This window comes from Streptococcus australis ATCC 700641 (genome assembly GCF_000186465.1).
Classification (GTDB): domain Bacteria; phylum Bacillota; class Bacilli; order Lactobacillales; family Streptococcaceae; genus Streptococcus; species Streptococcus australis.
The window spans coordinates 242,779-265,160 of the sequence record NZ_GL636091.1; the positions used below are offsets into that span (position 1 = coordinate 242,779).

The 22,382-nt window shown below is 41.5% G+C and carries 34 protein-coding genes; 1 reads left to right on the forward strand and 33 read right to left on the reverse strand.

The genetic code is table 11. From position 1 onward, the window contains the following. Positions 1-45: 45 nt before the first annotated feature. From HMPREF9421_RS01190 to tgt, 31 genes are all read right to left on the reverse strand, one after another. The gene (locus HMPREF9421_RS01190; protein ID WP_006595175.1) at positions 46-1,347 is read right to left on the reverse strand and encodes a glutamate-cysteine ligase family protein; all 1,302 of its coding nucleotides are present in this window, start codon (positions 1,345-1,347) and stop codon (positions 46-48) included. Positions 1,348-1,543: 196 nt separating this feature from the next. Next, a complete protein-coding gene (rplQ, locus tag HMPREF9421_RS01195) occupies positions 1,544-1,930 on the reverse strand; it encodes a 50S ribosomal protein L17 (protein ID WP_006595176.1) in 387 nt (128 codons plus the stop codon). An 11-nt stretch (positions 1,931-1,941) separates the two neighbouring features. Further along, on the reverse strand, positions 1,942-2,880 hold the full coding sequence (locus HMPREF9421_RS01200) for a DNA-directed RNA polymerase subunit alpha (RefSeq protein WP_006595177.1): 939 nt from the start codon (positions 2,878-2,880) through the stop codon (positions 1,942-1,944). A gap of 45 nt (positions 2,881-2,925) precedes the next feature. After that, entirely contained in the window at positions 2,926-3,309 is a 384-nt protein-coding gene (rpsK, locus tag HMPREF9421_RS01205) for a 30S ribosomal protein S11 (protein ID WP_001118385.1), read from the reverse strand. A gap of 26 nt (positions 3,310-3,335) precedes the next feature. Beyond that, positions 3,336-3,701, reverse strand: coding sequence for a 30S ribosomal protein S13 (gene rpsM, locus HMPREF9421_RS01210; RefSeq protein WP_003009631.1), 366 nt, complete (start codon positions 3,699-3,701; stop codon positions 3,336-3,338). A 17-nt stretch (positions 3,702-3,718) separates the two neighbouring features. Continuing rightward, positions 3,719-3,835, reverse strand: coding sequence for a 50S ribosomal protein L36 (gene rpmJ / locus HMPREF9421_RS10205; protein WP_001808836.1), 117 nt, complete (start codon positions 3,833-3,835; stop codon positions 3,719-3,721). 23 nt (positions 3,836-3,858) lie between these two features. Beyond that, the gene (gene infA / locus HMPREF9421_RS01215) at positions 3,859-4,077 is read right to left on the reverse strand and encodes a translation initiation factor IF-1 (RefSeq protein ID WP_001029883.1); all 219 of its coding nucleotides are present in this window, start codon (positions 4,075-4,077) and stop codon (positions 3,859-3,861) included. A gap of 116 nt (positions 4,078-4,193) precedes the next feature. After that, positions 4,194-4,832: an adenylate kinase gene (locus HMPREF9421_RS01220; RefSeq protein WP_006597039.1), complete on the reverse strand. Its 639-nt coding sequence runs from the start codon at positions 4,830-4,832 to the stop codon at positions 4,194-4,196. Positions 4,833-4,928: 96 nt separating this feature from the next. Beyond that, a complete protein-coding gene (gene secY, locus HMPREF9421_RS01225) occupies positions 4,929-6,236 on the reverse strand; it encodes a preprotein translocase subunit SecY (RefSeq protein WP_006595180.1) in 1,308 nt (435 codons plus the stop codon). 12 nt (positions 6,237-6,248) lie between these two features. After that, entirely contained in the window at positions 6,249-6,689 is a 441-nt protein-coding gene (gene rplO, locus HMPREF9421_RS01230) for a 50S ribosomal protein L15 (protein ID WP_006595181.1), read from the reverse strand. 145 nt (positions 6,690-6,834) lie between these two features. Then, positions 6,835-7,017 carry a 50S ribosomal protein L30 gene (rpmD, locus tag HMPREF9421_RS01235; RefSeq protein WP_002894509.1) on the reverse strand — a complete coding sequence of 61 codons (183 nt, stop codon included), beginning with the start codon at positions 7,015-7,017 and terminating at the stop codon, positions 6,835-6,837. Positions 7,018-7,031: 14 nt separating this feature from the next. Further along, a complete protein-coding gene (gene rpsE / locus HMPREF9421_RS01240; protein ID WP_006595182.1) occupies positions 7,032-7,526 on the reverse strand; it encodes a 30S ribosomal protein S5 in 495 nt (164 codons plus the stop codon). A gap of 17 nt (positions 7,527-7,543) precedes the next feature. Then, a complete protein-coding gene (gene rplR / locus HMPREF9421_RS01245; RefSeq protein ID WP_003010871.1) occupies positions 7,544-7,900 on the reverse strand; it encodes a 50S ribosomal protein L18 in 357 nt (118 codons plus the stop codon). An 83-nt stretch (positions 7,901-7,983) separates the two neighbouring features. After that, the gene (rplF, locus tag HMPREF9421_RS01250) at positions 7,984-8,520 is read right to left on the reverse strand and encodes a 50S ribosomal protein L6 (protein ID WP_000086640.1); all 537 of its coding nucleotides are present in this window, start codon (positions 8,518-8,520) and stop codon (positions 7,984-7,986) included. A 226-nt stretch (positions 8,521-8,746) separates the two neighbouring features. Continuing rightward, positions 8,747-9,145, reverse strand: coding sequence for a 30S ribosomal protein S8 (rpsH, locus tag HMPREF9421_RS01255; protein WP_006595183.1), 399 nt, complete (start codon positions 9,143-9,145; stop codon positions 8,747-8,749). Positions 9,146-9,357: 212 nt separating this feature from the next. Next, on the reverse strand, positions 9,358-9,543 hold the full coding sequence (locus HMPREF9421_RS01260; protein ID WP_001085699.1) for a type Z 30S ribosomal protein S14: 186 nt from the start codon (positions 9,541-9,543) through the stop codon (positions 9,358-9,360). A gap of 17 nt (positions 9,544-9,560) precedes the next feature. Next, on the reverse strand, positions 9,561-10,103 hold the full coding sequence (rplE, locus tag HMPREF9421_RS01265) for a 50S ribosomal protein L5 (RefSeq protein ID WP_006595184.1): 543 nt from the start codon (positions 10,101-10,103) through the stop codon (positions 9,561-9,563). Between the two features lie 23 nt (positions 10,104-10,126). Further along, entirely contained in the window at positions 10,127-10,432 is a 306-nt protein-coding gene (rplX, locus tag HMPREF9421_RS01270; RefSeq protein ID WP_006595185.1) for a 50S ribosomal protein L24, read from the reverse strand. Between the two features lie 77 nt (positions 10,433-10,509). Further along, a complete protein-coding gene (rplN, locus tag HMPREF9421_RS01275; protein WP_002894494.1) occupies positions 10,510-10,878 on the reverse strand; it encodes a 50S ribosomal protein L14 in 369 nt (122 codons plus the stop codon). A gap of 25 nt (positions 10,879-10,903) precedes the next feature. Then, on the reverse strand, positions 10,904-11,164 hold the full coding sequence (rpsQ, locus tag HMPREF9421_RS01280) for a 30S ribosomal protein S17 (RefSeq protein WP_000440801.1): 261 nt from the start codon (positions 11,162-11,164) through the stop codon (positions 10,904-10,906). Positions 11,165-11,187: 23 nt separating this feature from the next. After that, on the reverse strand, positions 11,188-11,394 hold the full coding sequence (rpmC, locus tag HMPREF9421_RS01285) for a 50S ribosomal protein L29 (protein WP_003002350.1): 207 nt from the start codon (positions 11,392-11,394) through the stop codon (positions 11,188-11,190). Between the two features lie 9 nt (positions 11,395-11,403). Further along, positions 11,404-11,817: a 50S ribosomal protein L16 gene (gene rplP, locus HMPREF9421_RS01290; protein WP_006595186.1), complete on the reverse strand. Its 414-nt coding sequence runs from the start codon at positions 11,815-11,817 to the stop codon at positions 11,404-11,406. Between the two features lie 3 nt (positions 11,818-11,820). Then, positions 11,821-12,474 carry a 30S ribosomal protein S3 gene (rpsC, locus tag HMPREF9421_RS01295; protein ID WP_006595187.1) on the reverse strand — a complete coding sequence of 218 codons (654 nt, stop codon included), beginning with the start codon at positions 12,472-12,474 and terminating at the stop codon, positions 11,821-11,823. A gap of 12 nt (positions 12,475-12,486) precedes the next feature. Further along, positions 12,487-12,831, reverse strand: a complete 345-nt coding sequence (gene rplV / locus HMPREF9421_RS01300) for a 50S ribosomal protein L22 (protein ID WP_006595188.1) — start codon at positions 12,829-12,831, stop codon at positions 12,487-12,489. Positions 12,832-12,842: 11 nt separating this feature from the next. After that, a complete protein-coding gene (gene rpsS, locus HMPREF9421_RS01305; RefSeq protein WP_000533766.1) occupies positions 12,843-13,124 on the reverse strand; it encodes a 30S ribosomal protein S19 in 282 nt (93 codons plus the stop codon). A 102-nt stretch (positions 13,125-13,226) separates the two neighbouring features. Further along, a complete protein-coding gene (gene rplB, locus HMPREF9421_RS01310; protein ID WP_006595189.1) occupies positions 13,227-14,060 on the reverse strand; it encodes a 50S ribosomal protein L2 in 834 nt (277 codons plus the stop codon). Positions 14,061-14,077: 17 nt separating this feature from the next. Continuing rightward, positions 14,078-14,374 carry a 50S ribosomal protein L23 gene (locus HMPREF9421_RS01315; RefSeq protein ID WP_006595190.1) on the reverse strand — a complete coding sequence of 99 codons (297 nt, stop codon included), beginning with the start codon at positions 14,372-14,374 and terminating at the stop codon, positions 14,078-14,080. Continuing rightward, entirely contained in the window at positions 14,374-14,997 is a 624-nt protein-coding gene (gene rplD / locus HMPREF9421_RS01320) for a 50S ribosomal protein L4 (RefSeq protein ID WP_006595191.1), read from the reverse strand. The genes HMPREF9421_RS01315 and rplD overlap by 1 nt, the downstream gene beginning before the upstream one ends. Positions 14,998-15,021: 24 nt before the next feature. Next, entirely contained in the window at positions 15,022-15,648 is a 627-nt protein-coding gene (gene rplC / locus HMPREF9421_RS01325) for a 50S ribosomal protein L3 (RefSeq protein ID WP_003010846.1), read from the reverse strand. Between the two features lie 83 nt (positions 15,649-15,731). Beyond that, the gene (gene rpsJ, locus HMPREF9421_RS01330; RefSeq protein ID WP_003009585.1) at positions 15,732-16,040 is read right to left on the reverse strand and encodes a 30S ribosomal protein S10; all 309 of its coding nucleotides are present in this window, start codon (positions 16,038-16,040) and stop codon (positions 15,732-15,734) included. A 429-nt stretch (positions 16,041-16,469) separates the two neighbouring features. Beyond that, the gene (gene tgt, locus HMPREF9421_RS01335) at positions 16,470-17,612 is read right to left on the reverse strand and encodes a tRNA guanosine(34) transglycosylase Tgt (protein ID WP_006597058.1); all 1,143 of its coding nucleotides are present in this window, start codon (positions 17,610-17,612) and stop codon (positions 16,470-16,472) included. A gap of 151 nt (positions 17,613-17,763) precedes the next feature. Here tgt and HMPREF9421_RS01340 point away from each other — a divergent pair, with 151 nt between their 5' ends. After that, entirely contained in the window at positions 17,764-18,651 is an 888-nt protein-coding gene (locus HMPREF9421_RS01340) for a DUF975 family protein (RefSeq protein ID WP_006597055.1), read from the forward strand. Between the two features lie 157 nt (positions 18,652-18,808). Here HMPREF9421_RS01340 and HMPREF9421_RS01345 read toward each other — a convergent pair whose 3' ends face one another. Continuing rightward, entirely contained in the window at positions 18,809-19,249 is a 441-nt protein-coding gene (locus HMPREF9421_RS01345) for a CoA-binding protein (RefSeq protein ID WP_006595194.1), read from the reverse strand. A gap of 134 nt (positions 19,250-19,383) precedes the next feature. After that, on the reverse strand, positions 19,384-22,029 hold the full coding sequence (gene polA, locus HMPREF9421_RS01350; protein ID WP_006595195.1) for a DNA polymerase I: 2,646 nt from the start codon (positions 22,027-22,029) through the stop codon (positions 19,384-19,386). Positions 22,030-22,382 lie beyond the last annotated feature (353 nt).

Genomic DNA, 22,382 nt, shown 5'->3' on the forward strand with positions numbered 1-22,382 from the left:
ATTTTTTATATTTTTTTGATCCCAACAAAAGGAAATGCTGTTAAATCAGCACTTCCCAAGATCTTTCATTAATTCTTCTAGATATTCCTCTTCATTGTTTCCGCGATCAATCAATCCCCTTCTTGAGATTTTTAACAGATCTAATGAATATTGTTTAATTTTCTCTAATTCACTTTCAGTTAAATTTTTTTTCGAATATTGTCTTCTTAGTTGTTTCGGATTTTCTTTACTAAAATCAAAAACAATATTTTGAGCTAAATACTCTTCCAATTCTTTGATATTATGATGCAATCCAACATGAAATGCAATTGGTGCAAATGTTTTATTTAATGGTTGAGTACAAACACTTCTATATTCGATGGTTCCTCTTGTTGTTAAATCTTGAAAATGGTAACTTCTATGATTCTTTATGTCCTCTTCTTGCGGTTTTATTTGTTGTCTAGTGCCATCTAAATGATAGGCTACTATTTTTTCTTTTGCGAGGTAATCCTCTACTCTAACAGGTTCGAAATATAGGATTTCATCCTCACGATAAACATAAAACAAGGCTGTCTTTGCTAAATATTCTAGAAACTCCTGTTCATTTATAAACGCTTTAGGATTTACACCAACATTTTCCTGATAATAACCATGCATGGAATCTTCCCAGAAAATATCTCTTGAGATCTTCGTATTCCAATTTTCTCCATCAAAAATTGAATTAGCAAAAAGATATGCTTTTGCTGGTTCCACCTTATTCATCGCATTAATTATTTCCAAATAATTTGCTCTTGAAACATCTAATTGCACTTGATTGCCGCAAATAAAGGTCCCATAGTCTGGATAATGATGAAATCGATTGTTAGGATCTTGTCCAGACAGTTGTAGGAATTGAATCAGCATTTTATAACGATCAATTTTTACAGGTTGATTATCATTTATTCTCCAATAAGGATGGATGCCACTTCCTTCAATTTGATGCTGTCTCTCTCTTAAAAACGGCTGAATGATTCCTAAGTAATGATGAAACCGACTTTCAACTTCTTGGATAGTTTTAGTCTTTTCAAATGCAAATTCAATGGTATTGTAGGATAATTCAAATACAATTTGATCTTTGTTTCTTTTATGTTGTAACTGGACTGGATTCCCATCTTCATCTTGTTTAATCGCAATAAACTCTTCAACTTCTTGCAGATGCTTAAAAAGAGCCTTTGTCACCAGTACATCCGTTTTATTACCCATGGTATTTACGATTGGAAATTCGAGTTCAACCCCAATGTACTGCTCTGGATTATCTTTCAGCGAGGCTAGGTAACGCTTTGCCAATAACTGCTGGGAGAGTGCTTGTGATTTTTCTTTTACTGTCATAACTCTTCTATTATATCAAAAAACGCCTGCTTACGAAATTGTTTTAAATTAAAGCAATTTCGTAAACAAGCGTCTACCATTTACCTCAATATGATGAGTGTTACCGCTAGGATAAATCCTAGCGGCAGACCAGAGCTAGACTAAGAAGAACCGTCCAGTCCTTCCAACATCATAACACTCAACAAAATTGATGATTTTATACTAATTCGATAATTGCCATTGGCGCAGCATCCCCACGGCGTGGTTCAGTTTTAAGGATACGAGTATATCCACCATTGCGCTCAGCATAACGTGGTGCAAGTTCAGAGAACAATTTTTGAAGTGCAGTTGTTTCTGAATATTTACCAGTTTCTTCATCAAAGTTTTGTGATGCAACTTCGTTACGTACGTAAGCAGCTGCTTGACGACGTGCATGCAAGTCACCACGTTTACCTAAAGTAATCATTTTTTCAACTGATTTACGGATTTCTTTTGCACGTGCTTCAGTTGTTACGATTGCTTCATTGATGATAAGATCTGTTGTCAAATCACGAAGCATTGCTTTACGTTGTGAGCTAGTGCGTCCTAGTTTACGGTAAGCCATGTATTCCTCCTCTATTTATCGTTTTTTAGCCCAAGGCCTAAATCGGCAAGCTTAACTTTAACTTCTTCGAGACTCTTACGTCCAAGGTTTCGAACCTTCATCATTTCAGGTTCAGATTTTTCTGTCAAATCATACACAGTATTGATACCGGCACGTTTCAAACAGTTATATGAACGAACAGAAAGATCCAATTCTTCGATGGTACGTTCGAGTACTCGATCATCTGATGCTGTATCTACTTCCTTCATAACATCTGTCGCAATCGCGATTTCTGTTAAGTTCGTAAAGAGGTTAAGGTGTTCTGTCAAAATACGAGCAGATAAACCTAAAGCATCTTCTGGAATAATTGTTCCATTTGTTAAGATTTCAAGGGTTAGTTTGTCAAAACCATCGTTGCTACCAACGCGAGCTGGTTCAACTTGGTAATTAACTTTTGTCACTGGCGTATAGATTGAATCTACAGCAAGTGTACCTACTGGTGCATCATCTTTTTTATTTTGATCAGCTGGAACATAACCACGACCGCTGTTTACAGTCAAAGTCGCTTTGAAGCTTGATCCTTCACCGATTGTAAAAAGATAATGATCAGGGTTTACAATTTCAATATCACTATCTGTAAGAATATCTCCAGCAGTTACTTCTGCAGGACCTTCTACATCAAGTTCAATAATCTTTTCGTCTTGGACGTAAGATTTTACAGCGATCCCTTTAACGTTAAGAATGATTTGCATAACGTCTTCACGGACACCTGGAACTGTATCAAATTCGTGCAATACACCTTCAATGTTAATTGAAGTAACAGCAGCACCTGGAAGTGAAGCTAATAATACGCGACGAAGAGAGTTCCCTAGTGTTGTACCATAACCACGTTCAAGTGGTTCTACTACAAATACACCGTAATCTTTATTTTCATCAATTTTTGTTATATTTGGTTTTTCAAACTCAATCATTTGCTATACTCCCTCTGAAACGAAAAGCTGTGTAATTGTTGATGATTATACACGGCGACGTTTTGGAGGACGAGCACCATTGTGTGGCACAGGAGTCACATCGCGGATTGCAGTAACTTCAAGACCAGCAGCAGCAAGAGCACGAATAGCAGACTCACGACCAGAACCAGGACCTTTAACAGTAACTTCTACTGATTTAAGACCATGTTCTTGAGCTGATTTTGCAGCAGCTTCTGATGCCATTTGTGCAGCAAATGGTGTAGATTTACGAGAACCTTTGAAACCAAGAGCACCTGCAGATGACCATGCAATTGCGTTACCATGCACATCAGTAATCATAACAATTGTGTTATTAAATGTTGCGTGAATATGAGCAATACCTGATTCGATATTCTTTTTCACACGACGTTTACGTGTTGGTTTAGCCAAGATTTTTACCTCCTTATTTTATTTTCTTATTTTTTCTTACCAGCAATCGCAACAGCTTTACCTTTACGAGTGCGAGCATTGTTTTTAGTGTTTTGTCCACGAACAGGAAGTCCACGACGGTGACGGATACCACGGTATGAACCGATTTCCATCAAACGTTTAATGTTCAAGTTCACTTCACGACGAAGGTCACCTTCTACTTTAATTGCGTCAACTTCACGACGGATAGCATCTTCTTGATCTGGTGTAAGGTCGCGAACACGAATATCTTCAGAAACGCCTGCAGCAGCAAGAATTTTCTTAGATGTTGGAAGTCCGATACCGTATACATAAGTCAATGAAATTACTACACGTTTGTCATTTGGAATGTCAACTCCAGCAATACGAGCCATGTTTTCTCCTTTCTATCTTATCCTTGACGTTGTTTGTGTTTTGGATTTGCTGGGCAAATTACCATAACACGACCATTACGACGAATTACTTTACAGTATTCGCAAATTGGTTTGACCGATGGTCTTACTTTCATTTTTATCCCTCCAAGTTTTTCGATTATTTAAAGCGGTATGTGATACGTCCACGTGTCAAATCGTACGGACTCATCTCCACTGTAACACGATCTCCCGCTAAAATACGAATATAGTTTTTACGAATTTTACCAGAAACTGTTGCTAAAATCTGATGTCCATTTTCAAGTTCAACCGTAAACATAGCATTCGGCATCGTATCGACTACTTTGCCTTCTACTTCAATCACATCGTCTTTTGCCACGCAAAAGTACCTCCATAAATTTCGATTCATTCCTCTGAGCACAGAGGTAACAATTATAAGTCAGACTAATTCATTGTATCACTTGTTGTCAATTATTGCAAGTGACTAAAACGTTTTTATTTCAAATTCTCCAAGACTTTTTGGATATCTTTAAAGACGTCGTTAATGTCTTGATTTCCTTCGATATCATGGACTAACCCTTTTGCACGATAATGAGCAAGAATTGGCTCACCTTGAGCAATGTTCACATCCAAGCGACGTTTAACCGTTTCTGGTTTATCGTCCTCACGTTGGTAATAGTCTTCTTCCTTGTAATCAGCTGGTGGATTGAATACCTTATGGTAGGTTTCACCTGTTTCACGGTGAATAATACGTCCACTCAAGCGTTCAAGAAGGCAAGACGGATCTACTTCGATGTTGATCACTCCCTCAAGTTCAAGACCAAGGTCGACCAAGATTTGATCCAAAGCATGTGCTTGTTCAATCGTACGAGGGAAACCATCTAAGAGGAATCCTTTTTCCTTAATATCGTCTTGAGCCAAACGTTCTTTTACTATCCCGTTTGTCACATCATCCGGCACCAATTCACCTTTATCGATGAATGATTTTGCCAACACACCCATTTCGGTTTGATTGGCCATTGCAGCACGGAACATATCCCCAGTTGAGATATGTGCAACTTGAAATTGTTCGACAATCTTAGCCGCTTGTGTCCCCTTACCTGCTCCAGGCAATCCCATGATTAATAGATTCATAATCATTTGCTCCTTATTTTGTTTTTAAATAAGTCTGTTACGATCTAACAAACTTATTCAAAAACAAAATAGAAGGTTGACAATGTCAACCTAATTCTATTCTGTTGTATCCATGAAACCAATGTATTTGCGTTTCAATAAGTAACCTTCTAATTGTTTCATTCCTTCAATACCAGTGGAGATGATGATCAAGAGACTAGTTCCTCCGAGAGCAACTGTATCTGTTAAACCAAAGACATCCCGGGCAAGAATTGGAATAATGGTGATGAATCCAAGGAAGAGAGAACCAACCGTAGCCAACCGTCTAAGAAGACGTGACATGTAGTCTTCTGTTCCCTTACCAGGACGTACACCTGGAATGTAGGCACCACTCTTTTGTAGATTTTCCGCAGTTTTTTCTGGGTTAATCTGTACAAATGTGTAGAAGAAAGTAAACAAAATGATTAGCAAAGCATACATTGCTACACCTGTTGGTGTATTGGTTGCTAACATAGATTGTGCTGTTCGAACCCATCCAGCATTGTAACCCATGGCACTAATGACCTGGAAAATTGCTGCCGGTGCAGCTGTGATCGAACTAGCAAAGATGACAGGAATAACTCCGGCTGGGTTTACCTTCAATGGAAGATATGAGCTAGATGGAGCTCCTTGTGCAATCTTTGTGTATTGAATTGGAATTTTATACTGCGCTTGTTCCACAAAGGTTGTGAAGTAGATAATCACTAAAATCGCTAAGATTAACACACCTACGAAAATTAGTGAATTGTTCAATTGTCCAGGACGGACGTTAACAAATGAATCTTCATAAACACCTTTGATCATTTCTGGGATGGAAGAAACAATCCCTGCAAAGATGATCATAGAAACACCGTTTCCGTATCCTTTGTCTGAAATCTGTTCTCCCAACCAGGTCACAATCATCGAACCTGTCGTTAAAATTGCACCAATTAAGATGTAGGTTTCAACGTTCGGTGTCGATACTAATTTAGCTTGTGACAAAGTATGGAAAGTAGCTGTAATTCCAATGGATTGAACGAAAGCTAGAACCAAGGCAATATAGCGTGTTGCCTGATTTAACTTTCTCCGCCCAACTTCTCCTTGTTTCCCCCACTCAACAAACTTTGGAAGCAAATCCATTTGAAGGAGCTGAACTACGATGGAAGCTGTGATGTAAGGACTCACCCCGAGGGCGAAGACAGAGAAGTTTCTCATGGCATTCCCTGACACCAAGCTCATCATATTCAAGAAGGAAACATCTTGTAAGTTGTTAAGGATCTTCGCATTCACACCAGGAACCGTAATCGTAGTCCCAATTCGGAAGACAAGTATGATAAAAATAGTAAATAAAATTTTTGATCGTACTTGTTTAACCTTAAATGCATCTTTTAATAATTTAAAGAACATAGGTCACCCCTCTTAGATGACTTCTACTGAACCACCTTTAGCAGTGATAGCTTCTTCAGCTGATTTAGAGAATTTAGCTGCCTTAACAGACAATTTCTTAGTCAATTCTCCGTTACCAAGAATTTTAATTCCTGATTTTTCAGCTTTTACAATACCTGCTTCAACAAGTACAACTGGTGTTACTTCAGCACCATCTTCGAAGACGTTCAACTGATCAAGGTTTACAATCGCATATTCTTTAGCGTTGATGTTTGTAAATCCACGTTTTGGAAGACGACGGAACAATGGAGTTTGTCCACCTTCAAAACCAAGACGTACACCGCCACCGCTACGAGCTTTTTGACCTTTTTGACCACGGCCAGAAGTTTTACCATTACCAGATGAAGTACCACGACCAACACGGTTGCGGACTTTACGTGAACCTGCAGCAGGTTGTAATTCATGAAGTTTCATTATTATTTTCTCCTCTTTTGTAAATTGCTAACGCATGTAATCAGGAAAAGGTGTCCCGACTACAAACTCGCCTATACTTATATTTAGTTTTAGGGGATGAGAAATTTCTCATACCCCTGAAAACCTTGTTCTATTTCAAAATAGATTATTTTACTTCTTCAACTGTTACCAAGTGAGATACTGCAGTGATCATACCACGTACTGCTGGGTTATCTTCTTTAATAACAGAGCTGTTCAATTTGCCAAGTCCAAGTGCTACAACAGTTTTACGTTGTGACGGGATGCGTCCGATTGGAGACTTAGTCAAAGTAATTTTAATTTGAGCCATTTGAATCTCCTTTCTTAAGCCAAGTCAGAAACTGAAATACCACGAAGGGCAGCAACTTCTTCAGCGCGTTTCAATTGAGCTAAACCTTCCACTGTTGCACGAACAATGTTGATTGGAGTGTTTGATCCAAGTGATTTAGACGTTACATCTGCAATACCTGCCAATTCAACAACGGCACGAACTGCACCACCTGCAGCAACCCCAGCCCCTTCGATAGCTGGTTTCAACAATACACGAGCTCCACCAAATACTGATGTTACTTCGTGAGGAATTGTTGTTCCAACCATAGGAACTTCAATCAAGTTTTTCTTAGCATCTTCTACTGCTTTACGGATTGCTTCTGGTACTTCTTGAGCTTTACCTGTACCAAAACCAACACGTCCGTTACGGTCACCAACAACTACAAGAGCTGCAAAGCGAAGACGACGTCCACCTTTAACAACTTTTGTAACACGGTTGATGGCAACTACACGTTCTTCAAGTTCAACTGCATTGTCTTTAAATGCCATTTTCTAGTGTCCTCCTATTAGAATTTCAATCCGTTTTCACGAGCTGCATCAGCCAAAGCTTTAACACGTCCGTGATATAGATATCCACCGCGGTCGAACACCACTTCAGAAATACCTTTAGCAACTGCACGTTCAGCAACAAGTTTGCCGACAACAACGGCTTGTTCAGTTTTAGTTCCTTTTGAAACTTCTTTGTCAAGAGTTGAAGCGCTTGCGAGCGTTACACCCGCTACGTCATCAATTACTTGAGCGTAGATGCCTGTATTAGAACGGAACACGTTCAAACGTGGGCGATCAGCAGTTCCAGAGAGTTTTCCGCGAACGCGACGGTGGCGTTTTTGACGGATTTTATTTTTATCTGGTTTCGAAATCACAATTTTCACCTCTTAATTTTAAAATCATGTGCTAAGCACTGAGTTGGAAAGATGAAGATTGGTTGAAAAACAACCAAACTACATTATTTACCTGTTTTACCTTCTTTACGGCGAACGAATTCACCAACATAACGGATCCCTTTACCTTTGTAAGGTTCTGGTGAACGAAGGCTACGTACGTAAGCAGCTGTTTGACCAACTACTTCTTTTGAAATTCCGCTAACAACGATTGTTGTTGGATTTGGAAGTTCAAAAGTAATTCCTTCTGGAGCTTCAACTTCGTCTGGATGTGATTTACCAACAGCCAAAACAAGTTTTGATCCTTGAAGTTGTGCACGGTAACCAACCCCGCGCATTTCAAGTTCTTTCTTGAATCCTTCTGATACACCAACAACCATGTTGTTCAAAAGGGCACGAGTAGTTCCGTGGATTGTTTTCATTTCTTTTGAATCGTTTGGACGGTGAAGAGTTACTTCAGTACCTTCCACACGGATTTCAATATCTTTTGAGAACTCACGAGTAAGTTCTCCTTTAGGTCCTTTTACAGTTACAACGTTGTCATTGTTAGTGAGTTCAACACCAGCAGGCAACACGATAACTTTATTACCAATACGTGACATGTTTTTATTCTCCTGTTAAATTGTCAGGCCTTTGAAGGCCAGTTTTCACGGGGTTTAAGATACTTATTTAGTTCAAGAGCTGAACTGAACACGCTCTAAGAACTGTGTATCTTGATTTGAGTTCGAGCTAAGAATTTGGTGAAAAAGATAAGTTTGTCTTGGAGCATCGCTCCTTCTACAAACTTCCTATTTTCACTGCATTCTTTTAACGCTCTCACATCATCAATTACCAAACGTAAGCGATAACTTCCCCACCAACGTTCTTTTGGCGTGCTTCTTTATCAGTAAGCAAACCTTCAGAAGTTGAAAGGATAGCAATTCCAAGTCCGTTAAGAACTTTTGGAAGATCTTCACGTTTTTTGTAAACACGCAAACCTGGTTTAGAAACACGTTTCAAGTTTGTGATAACTTTTTCACCGTTTGCTCCATATTTCAAGAACACGCGGATGATACCTTGCTTGTCATCTTCAATCACTTCAACGTTTTTTACAAAACCTTCGCGTTTAAGGATTTCAGCAATCCCTTTTTTGATGTTTGATGCAGGTACTTCAAGTACTTCGTGTTTTGCTTGGTTAGCGTTACGAATACGAGTTAGGAAGTCTGCGATTGGGTCAGTCATAACCATTTTATATTTCTCCTCTTACTAGTAGTTTGAATGTTTCACTTGCTAGTTAATGATTGAGCTAGGCTCAGAAAGTTTTGATACATACAAATGAGGATTTCTCATTTGAACACGAGCTACAACCTGGGCAAAAAAGATAGATTTGTCTTGGAGCATCGCTCCTGCATCAAATCTCCTATTTTTGCTGAGGTTGTCACGCTCTTTGTATCATGCTATTACCAAGATGCTTTTGTTACACCTGGGATTTGACCTTTATATGCCAATTCACGGAAGCAAACACGGCAAAGTTTAAACTTGCGGTAAACTGAGTGTGGACGTCCACAACGTTCACAGCGAGTGTATGCTTGAGTAGAGAACTTCGCTGGGCGTTTGTTCTTAGCAATCATAGATTTTTTAGCCATTAGTTTTACCTCCTATATTATTTTGCAAACGGCATACCAAGGCCAGTAAGCAATGCACGTGATTCTTCGTCTGTGTTCGCAGTAGTTACGATTACGATATCCAAACCACGAGTTTTATCAACATCATCAAAGTTGATTTCTGGGAAGATCAATTGTTCTTTCACACCAAGTGTGTAGTTTCCGCGTCCGTCAAATGATTTTGTTGGAACACCATGGAAGTCACGAACACGTGGAAGTGAAACTGAAACCAATTTGTCCAAGAATTCGTACATACGTTCGCCACGAAGAGTTACTTTCGCACCGATCGCTACACCTTCACGAAGACGGAAGCCGGCGATTGATTTTTTAGCTTTTGTGATAAGTGGTTTTTGACCTGAGATCAATGCCAATTCTTCAGCAGCTTTCTCAAGGTTTTTAGCGTTAGAAACAGCATCTCCAACACCCATGTTCAAAACGATCTTATCAACTTTTGGCACTGCCATAACTGATGAGTAGTTAAATTGTTCAGTCAAAGCTGGAACTACTTCATTAAGGTATTTTTCTTTTAAACGATTAGCCATTATACTTCTCCTTTCCTTCGTGATTAGTCAAGCACTTCGCCTGATTTTTTGTTATAACGAACTTTTTTGCCGTCTACGAATTTGTAGCCAACTCGTCCAGCAACACCGTTCTTGTCCAAGACTTGAACGTTTGATACATGGATTGGAGCTTCTTTTTCGATGATAGCACCTTGAGGGTTTTCGTTATTTGGACGTTGGTGTTTTTTAACAAGGTTTACACCTTCAACAACAACTTTATTTACTTTTGGAAGAGCAGCAACGACTTTAGCTTCAACACCTTTGTCTTTACCAGCAATTACACGAACTTTGTCGCCAGTTTTTACAAACATTTTATTCTCCTTTTATTCTTACGCCCGATGGGCACCCTGGCCAATGAGCCAGGGGACTGTGTTTGTGATTTTTAAAATTAAAGTACTTCTGGAGCAAGTGATACGATCTTCATGAAACCACCGTCACGCAATTCACGAGCGACTGGGCCAAAGATACGAGTTCCGCGAGGAGTTTTGTCTTCACGGATGATCACTGCAGCATTTTCGTCGAATTTGATGTATGAACCATCTTTACGACGAGCACCTGATTTAGTACGAACGATAACAGCTTTTACAACGTCACCTTTTTTAACCGCACCACCAGGAGTAGCTTGTTTTACAGATGCCACAATAACATCACCGATGTTTGCAAATTTACGTCCTGAACCACCAAGAACTTTGATAGTCAAGATTTCGCGAGCACCGCTGTTGTCTGCGACTTTCAAACGAGTTTCTGTTTGAATCATTTCAGTTTTCTCCTTTCAGGTTTGATTAGATGATAACCGCTTCTTCAACAACTTCTACAAGACGGAAGCGTTTTGTAGCTGAAAGCGGACGAGTTTCCATGATACGAACGATATCGCCTTCTTTGGCAACGTTGTTTTCATCATGTGCTTTGTATTTTTTAGAATAGTTGATACGTTTACCATAGACTGGGTGGTTACGTTTAGTTTCAACTACAACTGTGATTGTTTTGTCCATTTTGTCAGACACAACGCGTCCAACAAGAACTTTACGATTATTGCGTTCCATTGAAATTCTCCTTCCCTAGTCTATTATTTAGCTTCTGATTGAACAGTTTTGATACGAGCGATTTGTTTTTTCACTTCTTTCAAACGTCCAGTTTGCTCCAATTGACCTGCAGCAGCTTGGAAACGAAGTTCAAACAATTCTTTTTTCAATTCATTTTCACGCTTCGCGAGTTCTTCTTGAGAAAGACCACGAAGTTCTTTAACAAATTCTTTTACTTCTGTAAGTTTCATGACCTCTCCTTATTTTGCTTCACGTTTTACGAATTTACATTTAACTGGTAATTTGTGGCTTGCAAGACGAAGCGCTTCGCGAGCGATCTCTTCAGATACACCAGCAACTTCAAACATTACTTTACCACGTTTAACTGGTGCTACCCAACCTTCAGGCGCCCCTTTACCAGATCCCATACGTACCCCGATAGCTTTAGCGGTGTATGATTTGTGTGGGAAGATTTTGATCCAAACCTTACCACCACGTTTCATGTAACGAGTCATGGCAATACGAGCTGCCTCGATTTGGCGGTTAGTGATCCAGTGGCTAGTTGTAGCTTGAAGACCGTATTCACCGAATGCTACTTCTTTTCCACCTTTTGCTTCACCGCGCATTTTACCACGGAATTCGCGACGGTGTTTTACACGTTTAGGTACTAACATTGGTTATTTACCTCCTTTAGCGTCTTTACGAGCAGGAAGAACTTCACCACGGTAGATCCATACTTTAACACCAAGTTTACCGTAAGTTGTATCTGCTTCTTCCCAAGCGTAATCGATGTCTGCGCGAAGTGTGTGGAGTGGAACTGTACCTTCAGAGTATCCTTCAGCACGGGCGATATCTGCACCGTTCAAACGACCTGATACTTGGGTTTTGATTCCTTTAGCTCCAGCGCGCATAGTACGTTGGATCGCTTGTTTTTGAGCACGACGGAAAGCCACACGTTGCTCCAATTGACGAGCAATTCCTTCACCAACAAGGTGAGCATCCAAGTCAGGACGTTTGATCTCGATGATGTTGATGTGAACTTGTTTACCTGTCAATTTGTTAAGAGCTGCACGAAGTGCATCGACGTTCGCTCCACCTTTACCGATAACCATACCTGGTTTAGCAGTGTGAAGTGAAACGTTAACTTTGTTTACTGCGCGTTCGATTTCGATAGTAGAAACCGCTGCGTCAGCTAATTCTTTTTGAATAAATTTGCGGATTGCAAGATCTTCATGAAGGTAATCCGCGTATTCTTTTTCAGCATACCATTTGGCATCCCAATCACGGATGATGCCGACACGCATTCCAATTGGATGTACTTTTTGACCCACGATGTTACCTCCTTATTTTTCTGTCACAACCACTGTGATGTGGCTTGTGCGTTTGTTGATTGGTGAAGCTGAACCTTTCGCACGTGGACGGAAACGTTTCATTGTTGGTCCTTCGTTTGCGAATGCTTCAGATACTACCAAGTTTGCTTTTTCCAAACCAAAGTTGTTTTCAGCGTTTGCTACTGCTGAGTTCAACACTTTCAAGATGATTTCAGCTGCTTTGTTTGGAGTGAATTTCAAGATTGCTACTGCATCGGCTACGCTTTTACCACGGATGTTGTCAAGAACAAGACGTGATTTACGAGGTGAAACACGCACTGTACGAGCCATTGCTTTAGCTGAAGTAATTTCTGCCATTTATGTTCTCCTTATTTTCTACGTGTCTTCTTGTCATCTGCAGCGTGACCTTTGTAAGTACGAGTTGGTGCAAATTCACCAAGCTTGTGACCTACCATGTCTTCTTGGATGTAAACAGGTACGTGTTTACGTCCATCATAAACTGCGATAGTGTAACCAATGAAACTTGGGAAGATCGTTGAACGACGTGACCAAGTTTTGATAACTTTTTTCTTTTCGTCGTTAGCTTGAGCTTCAACTTTTTTCATCAAATGCTCATCGACGAAAGGCCCTTTTTTAAGACTGCGTCCCATTTTATTATTTTCTCCTTTAAATATAGTACCACAGCGGCTTGCGCTCACAAGGAGTGCTACCGAGCTGGCGGATTATCTAGCACTTAAGCGACTAGTTCTAAATTATTTCTCGTTGCGACGACGAACGATAAGTTTGTCAGATTTCGCTTTCTTGTTACGAGTTTTAAGACCAAGAGCAGGTTTGCCCCATGGAGTAGATGGCGCTTTACGACCAACTGGTGCTTTACCTTCACCACCACCGTGTGGGTGATCATTCGGGTTCATTACAGAACCACGAACTGTTGGACGGATACCCTTCCAACGGCTACGACCAGCTTTACCAAGGTTTACAAGTCCATGTTGTTCATTTCCGACAACACCAACTGTAGCACGACAAGTACCAAGGATCATACGAACTTCGCCTGATTGAAGACGAACAAGAACATATTTACCTTCAGAACCCAATACTTGAGCAGAAGCTCCAGCAGCACGTACCAATTCTCCACCACGACCTGGTTTCAATTCGATGTTGTGGATCAAAGTACCAACCGGGATGTTAGCAAGTGGAAGAGCGTTTCCGACTTTGATATCTGCTTCTGGACCTGAAACGATACGTTGACCAACTTCAAGGCCTTTTGGAGCGATGATGTATGCTTTCACACCATCAGTGTAGTGTACCAAAGCGATGTTTGCAGAACGGTTTGGATCGTACTCAATTGTTTTTACAACGGCTTCAACGTTATCTTTGTTACGTTTGAAGTCAATCAAACGGTAATGACGTTTGTGTCCACCACCTTGGTGACGAACTGTGATACGTCCGTTGTTGTTACGACCTGCTTTGCTCTTCAATGAAACGAGCAAAGATTTCTCTGGTGTGCTTGTTGTGATTTCAGCGAAATCCAAAGAAGTCATATTACGGCGACCGTTTGTTGTTGGTTTATAAACACGAATTCCCACGATATTTCCTCCTTAGATTATTCAGCTTCAGTAGCGAACAACTCGATTGCTTTTGAATCAGCTGTAAGCGTGATGATAGCTTTTTTAGTTTTTGAAGTAAAACCAGTGTAACGTCCAACACGTTTAGCTTTTGGTTTTACGTTTACAGTGTTCACATTCGCAACTTTTACACCTTCAAATGCAGCTTCAACAGCTTGTTTGATCAAAAGTTTGTGAGCGCGAGTGTCAACTTCGAATACATATTTGCCTGCTTCAAGTTGAGCCATTGACTTTTCAGTGATAACAGGTTTTTTGATAACATCATACAAATTCATTATGCAAGAACCTCCTCGATTTTAGAGATAGCTGCTTGAGTAACAAGAAGTTTGTCACTATTTGCGATGTCAAGAACACTTGCAGTTGTAGCAGTCGCAACTTTCACGTTTGGAAGGTTACGAGCCGAAAGAGCTGCGAATTCGTTTCCTTCTTCAAGAATAACAAGGACTTTAGAATCGATGCTCAAAGCTGCAAGAACTTTTGCAAATTCAGCAGTTTTTGGAGCTGTAAATTCAAGAGAATCAACGGCTACAAATTTGTTTTCAGCAACTTTTTCTGAGTAAACAGATTTAAGCGCAAGGCGACGAACTTTTTGAGGAAGTTTGTACGCATAGCTACGTGGAGTTGGTCCGAAGACAATTCCACCACCACGCCATTGTGGAGAGCGGATAGAACCTTGACGAGCACGTCCAGTTCCTTTTTGACGCCATGGTTTGCGTCCACCACCTGAAACGGCTGAGCGGTTTTTAACTGCGTGAGTTCCTTGACGAAGGCTAGCACGTTGGCTGATGATCACATCAAATACAACTGCTTGGTTTGGTTCGATACCAAAGATCGCATCGTTAAGAACAACTTCGCCCGCTTGTTTACCAGTTTGGTCGAATAATGTTATATTTGCCATTTTGACTGTATTCCCCTTTCCTTATTATTTACCAGCTTTAACTGCTGACTTGATAGTGATAAGAGATTTCTTAGCACCTGGTACGTTACCTTTAATAAGGATAACGTTCTTTTCTGGAACAACTTGTACAACTTCAAGGTTTTGAATGGTTACGCGGTCGCCACCCATACGTCCTGCAAGGTTTTTACCTTTGAATACGCGGTTAGGCGCAACAGGTCCCATAGAACCTGGACGACGGTGGTAACGAGAACCGTGAGCCATAGGTCCACGTGATTGTCCGTGGCGTTTGATAACACCTTGGAAACCTTTACCTTTAGAAGTACCAGTTACATCAACAATGTCTCCAGCTTCGAAAGTATCAACTGTGATTTCAGCACCAACTTCCAAGCCTTCAACGTTTTTGAATTCACGAATGAAGCGCTTAGGAGCCGTGTTAGCTTTTGCTACATGTCCTTTAGCAGGTTTGTTGCTCAATACTTCGCGTTTGTCATCGAAACCAACTTGGATAGCGTTGTAACCATCTGTTTCAACAGTTTTAACTTGAAGAACAACGTTTGGAGTTGCTTCGATAACTGTTACAGGGATCAATTCGCCAGCTTCAGTGAAGATTTGAGTCATTCCCACTTTTTTCCCTAAGATTCCTTTTGTCATGAGAAAATAGTTCCTTTTCTATATTTTTTTATTCAAAAAGTTTTTAACGAGCGTTTTTTATGCTCAAGGTATCAAGCTTTAGATTAAAGTTTGATTTCTACGTTTACACCACTTGGAAGATCCAATTTCATCAAAGCGTCAACCGTTTTTTGAGTTGGGTTGATGATATCGATCAAACGTTTGTGTGTACGCATTTCGAATTGTTCGCGAGAATCTTTGTATTTGTGAGTCGCACGAATGATTGTGTAGAGGCTACGCTCAGTTGGAAGTGGGATTGGACCCGCAACTTGTGCACCTGTACGAGTAGCTGATTCTACGATTTTTGCAGCCGCTGTGTCAAGTGTACGGTGTTCGTACGCTTTCAAACGGATGCGGATTTTTTTGTTTGCCATCTTTTTCTCCTTTTCGTCTATTTAAGATAATAGGCTAGCTCCACAAGAAAACCGACGCGCGTTGCGTGGCAATGCAACCGAGCGTGTCGCAACCTCTTGCATCAAAGCTAATAGCTGTTTTTCACAGCACCATAGTAGTTTAACACAATGAAAGGCCCAATGCAAGGGATTTGAATAGATTTTTTTCATTTTTTTAATGAAAGTGTTTTCGAAAGAAAAAGCGTGCCAAAAAAGTTGCTATTATATAGAAAAAAGGGAGCGAGACAGAACAAATTTATATCTAATTTGTTCGTCGTCTCGCCCCCGCACAGTTGATTGGAATCTTTGGAGCTTAACAAGCTCCAAAGATTCCAATCAACCACTGCGTCTAGCAGTTATTTCTATTATTCTAAGATGGCTGTAGTCTTTTTTCTTCCTATTTAGCTTTTCCTAAAAATTCCGGCCTGACTTGTTATAGCCATATTTTTCAACAAAATGCTCACGGAATTCTAAAAGATTGTCATCCATGATGGCTTGACGGACCTGCTTCATGAGGTTAATCAAGAAATAGAGGTTGTGGTAGCTGGTCAATCTAATGCCAAAGGTCTCATCTGCCTTGAGGAGATGGCGAAGATAAGCACGGGTGTAATTCTTACAAGTGTAGCAATCACACTCGTGGTCTAGCGGTGTAAAGTCTTCTGCAAATTGCGCATTTTTCACTACCAAACGTCCTTGACTAGTCATACAGGTGCCATTTCGCGCAATCCGCGTCGGCAAGACACAGTCAAACATGTCCACTCCACGAATAACGCCATCGATCAGACTGTCTGGAGCTCCTACTCCCATGAGATAGCGAGGCTTGTTCTCTGGTAAGAGCGGAGTTGTGAAATCCAGCACGGCATTCATCTCTTCATGGCTTTCCCCAACAGCTAACCCACCGATAGAATAGCCTGGAAAGTCCATGCTGACCAAATCTTGAGCAGACTGACGGCGCAAGTCTTCAAATCCAGCCCCTTGGACAATCCCGAAAAGACCTTGATCATGAGGGCGACGATGAGCCTTCAGGCCACGTTCTGCCCAACGACTGGTCCGTTCGATTGATTTCTTCACATAATCATAGGGCTGATAGAACTGAGGACATTCATCAAAGGACATCATGATGTCGCTCCCTAGATTGTTTTGGATGGAGATGGCTTTTTCTGGGGAGAGGAACATCTTCGAGCCGTTGAGGTGGTTTTTAAAGGTTACCCCTTCTTCGGTGATATTGCGGGTATCCGCTAATGAATAGACCTGGAAGCCTCCACTATCTGTCAAAATGGGCTGGTCCCAGTTCATGAACTGGTGCAGTCCTCCTGCTTTTGCGACTAGATCATCCCCGGGACGAAGCCAGAGATGGTAGGTGTTGGCCAAAATAATTCCGGACCCCATTTCCTTGAGTTCTTCTGGCGATTGGGTCTTAACGGTTGCCTGAGTCCCTACAGGCATAAACATTGGAGTTGGGAAGGTCCCGTGGGGGGTGATAATTTCTCCCAGACGAGCTCCTGTATGCTTTTCTTTTTTGATTAATCGATATTGAATCGGTGAATCTGTCATGGTTACCTCCGTACTGGGAAAAACAGTCCCAGCCTTCTTATTCCTGTCACAGGATCTCCTGTGAGCACCTGTACGATTGTACCAAATTTTACCAGCTCTGTCACGGACTTGTGTTATAATAAAGGGTACTACTACCATGAAAGAGGACATTATGAATATCAAATTGGTTCGTGCTCAAGCTCGTCAGCTGCAATTGCAACATCCCAAAGTCTTCTCCTACTTTGCCTTGCCAACTTTCCTGACAATCCTTGCAAGTTACATGTTGACAGGGACAGATATCACTGAAACACTTGCTCACATGGAACTTAGAGAAGGGATGCTCTTTCTTCTAAGTCGGCAGATTTTCCCTGCGATTGTTTGTTTTATCCTGTCTTTTCTCTATTTAGGGGCAACTTTTCGCTTTTTGATTTCTGCCTCTAGCAAGGGAGAAAAGAACTTTGGTATCTTCACCATCTTTCAGAGCCAGTATTTTACACCTGCGTTTTTGACGCTATTCATCAAGCAAGTGATCCTATCTTTGTGGGGGAGCCTCCTCTATGTGAGTCAGCTCCTCTTAACGGTGGTCAGCTATCACGTTCTCGCTATCAATGAATCCTTCTCCTCTACCTCTACCCTTAGAGCGGATACTCCAGAAGTTCAAGCGATTCTCAAGTTAGCGCCGATGATGACGACTGGACTCTTAATGGCCCTGGTTGGGCTCCTGCTCTTCCTCCCTTTTTATTACCAGTATAGTTTGGTCGAGTTGATCCTGTATAGTCGACTGATGACAGGAACCTATGATGGGCCCATGTCTATCCTTCGTCAAAGCAAGGAAGAGATGAAAGGCTTTAAGAGTCACCGCTTTGTGCTTGATTTGAGCCTGCTCGGTTGGCAAATTCTATCTTTTTTCACTTTAGGAATGGCGAATTTTTATGTCAAACCTTATGCAACCAGTTGCCAAATCATCTTTTACCATACCCTCCTTCAAAAACGGATGCAGGCGGACAGTCGCTTCCAGCAAAAGGCGCCGGATCTACCAAAGTCTAACCCACTTGATTAACAAGGAAACCCAAAAACCCACCTTCGATTGGAGCTATTCTCCAAAGCACTAGGTGGGTTCTTTTTTTCTGTTGGGGAAATCCGTCTGCATTTATTTCATCTCTCGTATCAGTTTAATCACTGAATGAAAGACGAGAGGTTCTGAGATAAATCAAAGGCTATTCTTCTCCTAAGACCAAACGAGTGTGCTCGCGTTTGATACAGCGGTTCATCACAATATCTTCTCGTCCAGCTCCACGAAGAATGTCTTCTGCTTCTTGATTTTCCAGCTCTAATTGCGCCCAAAAGATCTTCGCATCCGACTCGATAAAGTCACGCGCTACATCTGGCAAAAACTCACTGCGACGGTAAACATCGACGATATCTACTGGGAAAGGAATTTCCTGCAGGCTAGCGTATACCGTTTCTCCAAGGATTTGCCCACCGGCTGCACGAGGATTAACGGGAATAATCCGATAGCCCCGCTCTTGCATCTCCTTGCTGACACGATGGCTGGTCGTATCTTCACGATCAGATAATCCGACCACAGCAATGATTTTGCTTGTTTCTAGGTAATGTTTGATAATGCCATCACTAGGATTGCGAAATGAATAGGCCATATGAATCTCCTTTTGTATGCGTTTCCTTTCTTTAAATAGTATAACAATACGAAGGGCATTGCAAGTGTTTGTCGTAAAAAGCGGTAGGAAACTTAAAAGTCTCCTACCGCTTTCTGTTTTGGACAAACTCAATCTTATTTGGCTTCATACCATGTTTTGCCTTCATTCTCATCGGCTTCCAGTGGTACCGCAAGTTCAATAGCAGATTCCATGGTCTCTTTGACAAGTGCTTTGATCGCTGCAAGTTCATCAGTTGGTACTTGCAGAACAATTTCATCGTGAACCTGAAGAAGCATCTTGGTCTTGTATGCGCCTGCTTCTAAGGCTTGGTCCAAGTGGATCATGGCAATTTTCAAAATATCTGCCGCCGATCCTTGGATCGGTGAGTTAATTGCTGTCCGTTCCGCAAAGCCTCGAACATTGAAGTTGCGAGAATTGATATCTGGAATCTCCCGACGACGCTTGAAGAGAGTTTCTACATAGCCTTTGTCACGCGCTTCCCGTACCACTCTCTCCATATAGTCCTTGATGCCAGGGTAGCGTTCGAAATAGGTTTCAATGTAGGCTTTGGCTTCTTTTCGACTAATCCCTAGGTTGTTAGACAGTCCAAAATCGGAAATTCCATAAACCACGCCGAAGTTTACTGCCTTGGCATTGCGACGGTCATTTGGCGTCACATCTTCTGGTTTTTCAATATTGAAGACCCGCATGGCAGTTGATGTATGGATATCTGCCCCATGCTGAAAGGCATCAATCAAATGCTCATCTCCTGAAATATGGGCCAAGACGCGCAATTCGATCTGTGAATAGTCTGAACTCAGCAAGACACTGTTTACCTCTTCTGGAACAAAGGCCTTACGAATGAGACGACCTTGCTCCAAACGGACAGGAATGTTTTGTAGATTAGGATCCACGCTGGACAAGCGACCTGTCTGCGTCAAATCCTGTACATAGCGGGTATGGATTTTCCCATCTTCCAAAATCCAGTCTTGAAGACCGATGACATAAGTCGATTGGATCTTAGCAATTTGGCGGTATTCAAGAATCTTAGACACGATCGGTGCGATGGGCGCTAGGCGTTCCAAAACATCAACAGCTGTTGAATAGCCGGTTTTGGTCTTCTTGGTGTATTCAAGAGGGAGTTCCAATTTTTCAAAGAGGATGACACCCAATTGTTTTGGAGAATTGATGTTAAATTCTTCTCCTGCCAACTCGTAGATTTCTTGGGTCAGGCGCTCCAAGACTGCTTCGTTTTCCACCTGCATGTCTTGGAGGGTCTGGCGTTCCACCTTAATCCCTGCGATTTCCATTTTGGCCAAAACAGCTGCTAGTGGTTGCTCCATATCATAGAGCAGATCTAGTTGGTCGTGAGCTTTTAGTTGCTCCGTCATAGGCTCTTCAGTGTCTAGTAAAACAGCGACTTTTCGTGCCAAATGCTCTAATAGGACCGCCTTTTCTGGAATGATTTTTTTGGCTCCCTTGCCATAAACGACTTCGTCCAGCGGCAGCGTAATCTGACTATAGAGACTCGCAATGGTTGAAATTTCATTGTCCTCTACGGTCGACAAGAGATACTTGGCCAATCGACTGTCAAACGCGGGATTTTGAAGGGTAATACCCAAGTGGCTGAGCAAGACCTTGGCCCGTTTGAAGTCATAGACCTTGAGGGGTGTTTTTTCGAGAAATTCTTTGAAAATCGGTGTTTGTAAAAGACCAGTATCTGTACTCACGTAGAGCTGACCTTTGGTCCCCCATGCGAAGCCGATGATGGGTTCCGTATGGTAATTGTCCCCAAAAATCTCAAAATGGAAGAAACTATCTTCTGTGAGCATATCTGAAGTGACCTGCTCAACTTCTGTGTAGTCAAGGGCTACAGGAGTTGCCGCTTCCTCGCTCAAATCCAAGGCCTGACGGAGTTGCTTGAACCCCATATCCTCATAAAACTTGGCAAGATTTTCTAGATGAGGACCCGTATAGGTGATGTCATCCAGACCAATCTCGATAGGCGCATTGGTGTCGATGGTCGCCAGGGTCTTGGATAGGTAGGCCTGCTCCTTGTCGTTGATGAGATTTTCCTTCATCTTAGAAGCCTTCATCTCATCGATATGCTCATAAATGCCATCGAGAGAGCCATACTCAAGGAGCAGTTTGATCCCGGTCTTTTCTCCAATCTTAGTGACACCTGGGATATTATCCGACTTATCTCCCATCAAGGCCTTGAGATCGATAAATTGCTCCGGTGTCAATCCCATCTTTTCTTTCAAATAGGCTGGAGTGAATTCTTCAAACTCTGCCACTCCTTTTTTTGAGATTTCAACCACCGTGTTGTCATCTGTCAGCTGAATCAAGTCCTTGTCCCCTGAGACAATAGTCACATCAAAAGGAACAGAAGTTGATTCTGCCAACTTGTCCAGCGTTCCAATAATATCATCTGCTTCATATTGAGCTAGCTCATAGTGGCGAATTCCTAGATGGTCTAATTGCTCGCGAATGAAAGGGAACTGCTCACGGAATTCATCTGGTGTTTTTGCCCGCCCCCCTTTGTAGTCGGCATACATCTCCGTCCGAAAAGTAGTCTTTCCTGCATCAAAGGCGACGAGAACGTGTGTTGGTTGAATGCGCTCCAACAGATGGCTCAACATGAGATTAAAGCCATAGACCGCATTGGTATGCAACCCATTGGCATTTTTGAAGCGATCGATTTGATTATAAAGTGCGAAAAAGGCACGAAATGCGACGGAAGACCCGTCGATGAGTAGCAATTTATTCTTTTTTTCCATAGGCCTATTATACCACGAATCACAAGGTCCCTGGTACATAAAAACTCTACCCTTTCGGGTAGAGCCTTCTCTTATGAAAAATATTTATTCGCCGTAACAAGACCCTTGTTGTGGCAATTTCTTAAAACGTTTTGGATAATTGACTGAGATTTTCATTTTCTGTACCTCATTTCTTATTGGATGAGTACAGTATACAAGGGAAACCTAAACCATTTCTTATAGAAAGCTTCAAGAAAACTAAAAGCTGAATGCAAAAGGCATAGTTATTTTTTACGGCAAACTAGTAACTGAAGATGGAGCCCTTTTCATCGCAGTTCCAAGGATAGAAATGAAAAACTCTTCCCAATCTGGAA

Coding starts and splice junctions, on each gene's coding strand:
- rplN (WP_002894494.1), bottom strand. CDS start 10,878: ATGATTCAAACAGAAACTCGTTTGAAAGTCGCAGACAACAGCGGTGCT.
- rplC (WP_003010846.1), bottom strand. CDS start 15,648: ATGACAAAAGGAATCTTAGGGAAAAAAGTGGGAATGACTCAAATCTTC.
- rpsH (WP_006595183.1), bottom strand. CDS start 9,145: ATGGTTATGACTGACCCAATCGCAGACTTCCTAACTCGTATTCGTAAC.
- rplF (WP_000086640.1), bottom strand. CDS start 8,520: ATGTCACGTATTGGTAATAAAGTTATCGTGTTGCCTGCTGGTGTTGAA.
- tgt (WP_006597058.1), bottom strand. CDS start 17,612: ATGACAGATTCACCGATTCAATATCGATTAATCAAAAAAGAAAAGCAT.
- HMPREF9421_RS01315 (WP_006595190.1), bottom strand. CDS start 14,374: ATGAATTTGTATGATGTTATCAAAAAACCTGTTATCACTGAAAAGTCA.
- rpmJ (WP_001808836.1), bottom strand. CDS start 3,835: ATGAAAGTAAGACCATCGGTCAAACCAATTTGCGAATACTGTAAAGTA.
- HMPREF9421_RS01220 (WP_006597039.1), bottom strand. CDS start 4,832: ATGAATCTATTAATCATGGGATTGCCTGGAGCAGGTAAGGGGACACAA.
- rplX (WP_006595185.1), bottom strand. CDS start 10,432: ATGTTTGTAAAAACTGGCGACAAAGTTCGTGTAATTGCTGGTAAAGAC.
- rpsJ (WP_003009585.1), bottom strand. CDS start 16,040: ATGGCAAACAAAAAAATCCGCATCCGTTTGAAAGCGTACGAACACCGT.
- HMPREF9421_RS01190 (WP_006595175.1), bottom strand. CDS start 1,347: ATGACAGTAAAAGAAAAATCACAAGCACTCTCCCAGCAGTTATTGGCA.
- rpsM (WP_003009631.1), bottom strand. CDS start 3,701: ATGGCTCGTATTGCTGGAGTTGACATTCCAAATGACAAACGTGTAGTA.
- rplD (WP_006595191.1), bottom strand. CDS start 14,997: ATGGCAAATATAACATTATTCGACCAAACTGGTAAACAAGCGGGCGAA.
- rpmD (WP_002894509.1), bottom strand. CDS start 7,017: ATGGCTCAAATTAAAATTACTTTGACTAAGTCTCCAATCGGACGCATC.
- rplP (WP_006595186.1), bottom strand. CDS start 11,817: ATGTTAGTACCTAAACGTGTAAAACACCGTCGCGAATTCCGTGGTAAA.
- polA (WP_006595195.1), bottom strand. CDS start 22,029: ATGGAAAAAAAGAATAAATTGCTACTCATCGACGGGTCTTCCGTCGCA.
- rplO (WP_006595181.1), bottom strand. CDS start 6,689: ATGAAACTTCATGAATTACAACCTGCTGCAGGTTCACGTAAAGTCCGC.
- rpsE (WP_006595182.1), bottom strand. CDS start 7,526: ATGGCATTTAAAGACAATGCAGTTGAACTTGAAGAACGTGTAGTTGCC.
- HMPREF9421_RS01340 (WP_006597055.1), top strand. CDS start 17,764: ATGAATATCAAATTGGTTCGTGCTCAAGCTCGTCAGCTGCAATTGCAA.
- HMPREF9421_RS01345 (WP_006595194.1), bottom strand. CDS start 19,249: ATGGCCTATTCATTTCGCAATCCTAGTGATGGCATTATCAAACATTAC.
- rplQ (WP_006595176.1), bottom strand. CDS start 1,930: ATGGCTTACCGTAAACTAGGACGCACTAGCTCACAACGTAAAGCAATG.
- secY (WP_006595180.1), bottom strand. CDS start 6,236: ATGTTCTTTAAATTATTAAAAGATGCATTTAAGGTTAAACAAGTACGA.
- rplV (WP_006595188.1), bottom strand. CDS start 12,831: ATGGCAGAAATTACTTCAGCTAAAGCAATGGCTCGTACAGTGCGTGTT.
- HMPREF9421_RS01260 (WP_001085699.1), bottom strand. CDS start 9,543: ATGGCTAAAAAATCTATGATTGCTAAGAACAAACGCCCAGCGAAGTTC.
- rpsS (WP_000533766.1), bottom strand. CDS start 13,124: ATGGGACGCAGTCTTAAAAAAGGGCCTTTCGTCGATGAGCATTTGATG.
- HMPREF9421_RS01200 (WP_006595177.1), bottom strand. CDS start 2,880: ATGATTGAGTTTGAAAAACCAAATATAACAAAAATTGATGAAAATAAA.
- rpmC (WP_003002350.1), bottom strand. CDS start 11,394: ATGAAACTTACAGAAGTAAAAGAATTTGTTAAAGAACTTCGTGGTCTT.
- rplE (WP_006595184.1), bottom strand. CDS start 10,103: ATGGCTAATCGTTTAAAAGAAAAATACCTTAATGAAGTAGTTCCAGCT.
- rpsQ (WP_000440801.1), bottom strand. CDS start 11,164: ATGGAACGCAATAATCGTAAAGTTCTTGTTGGACGCGTTGTGTCTGAC.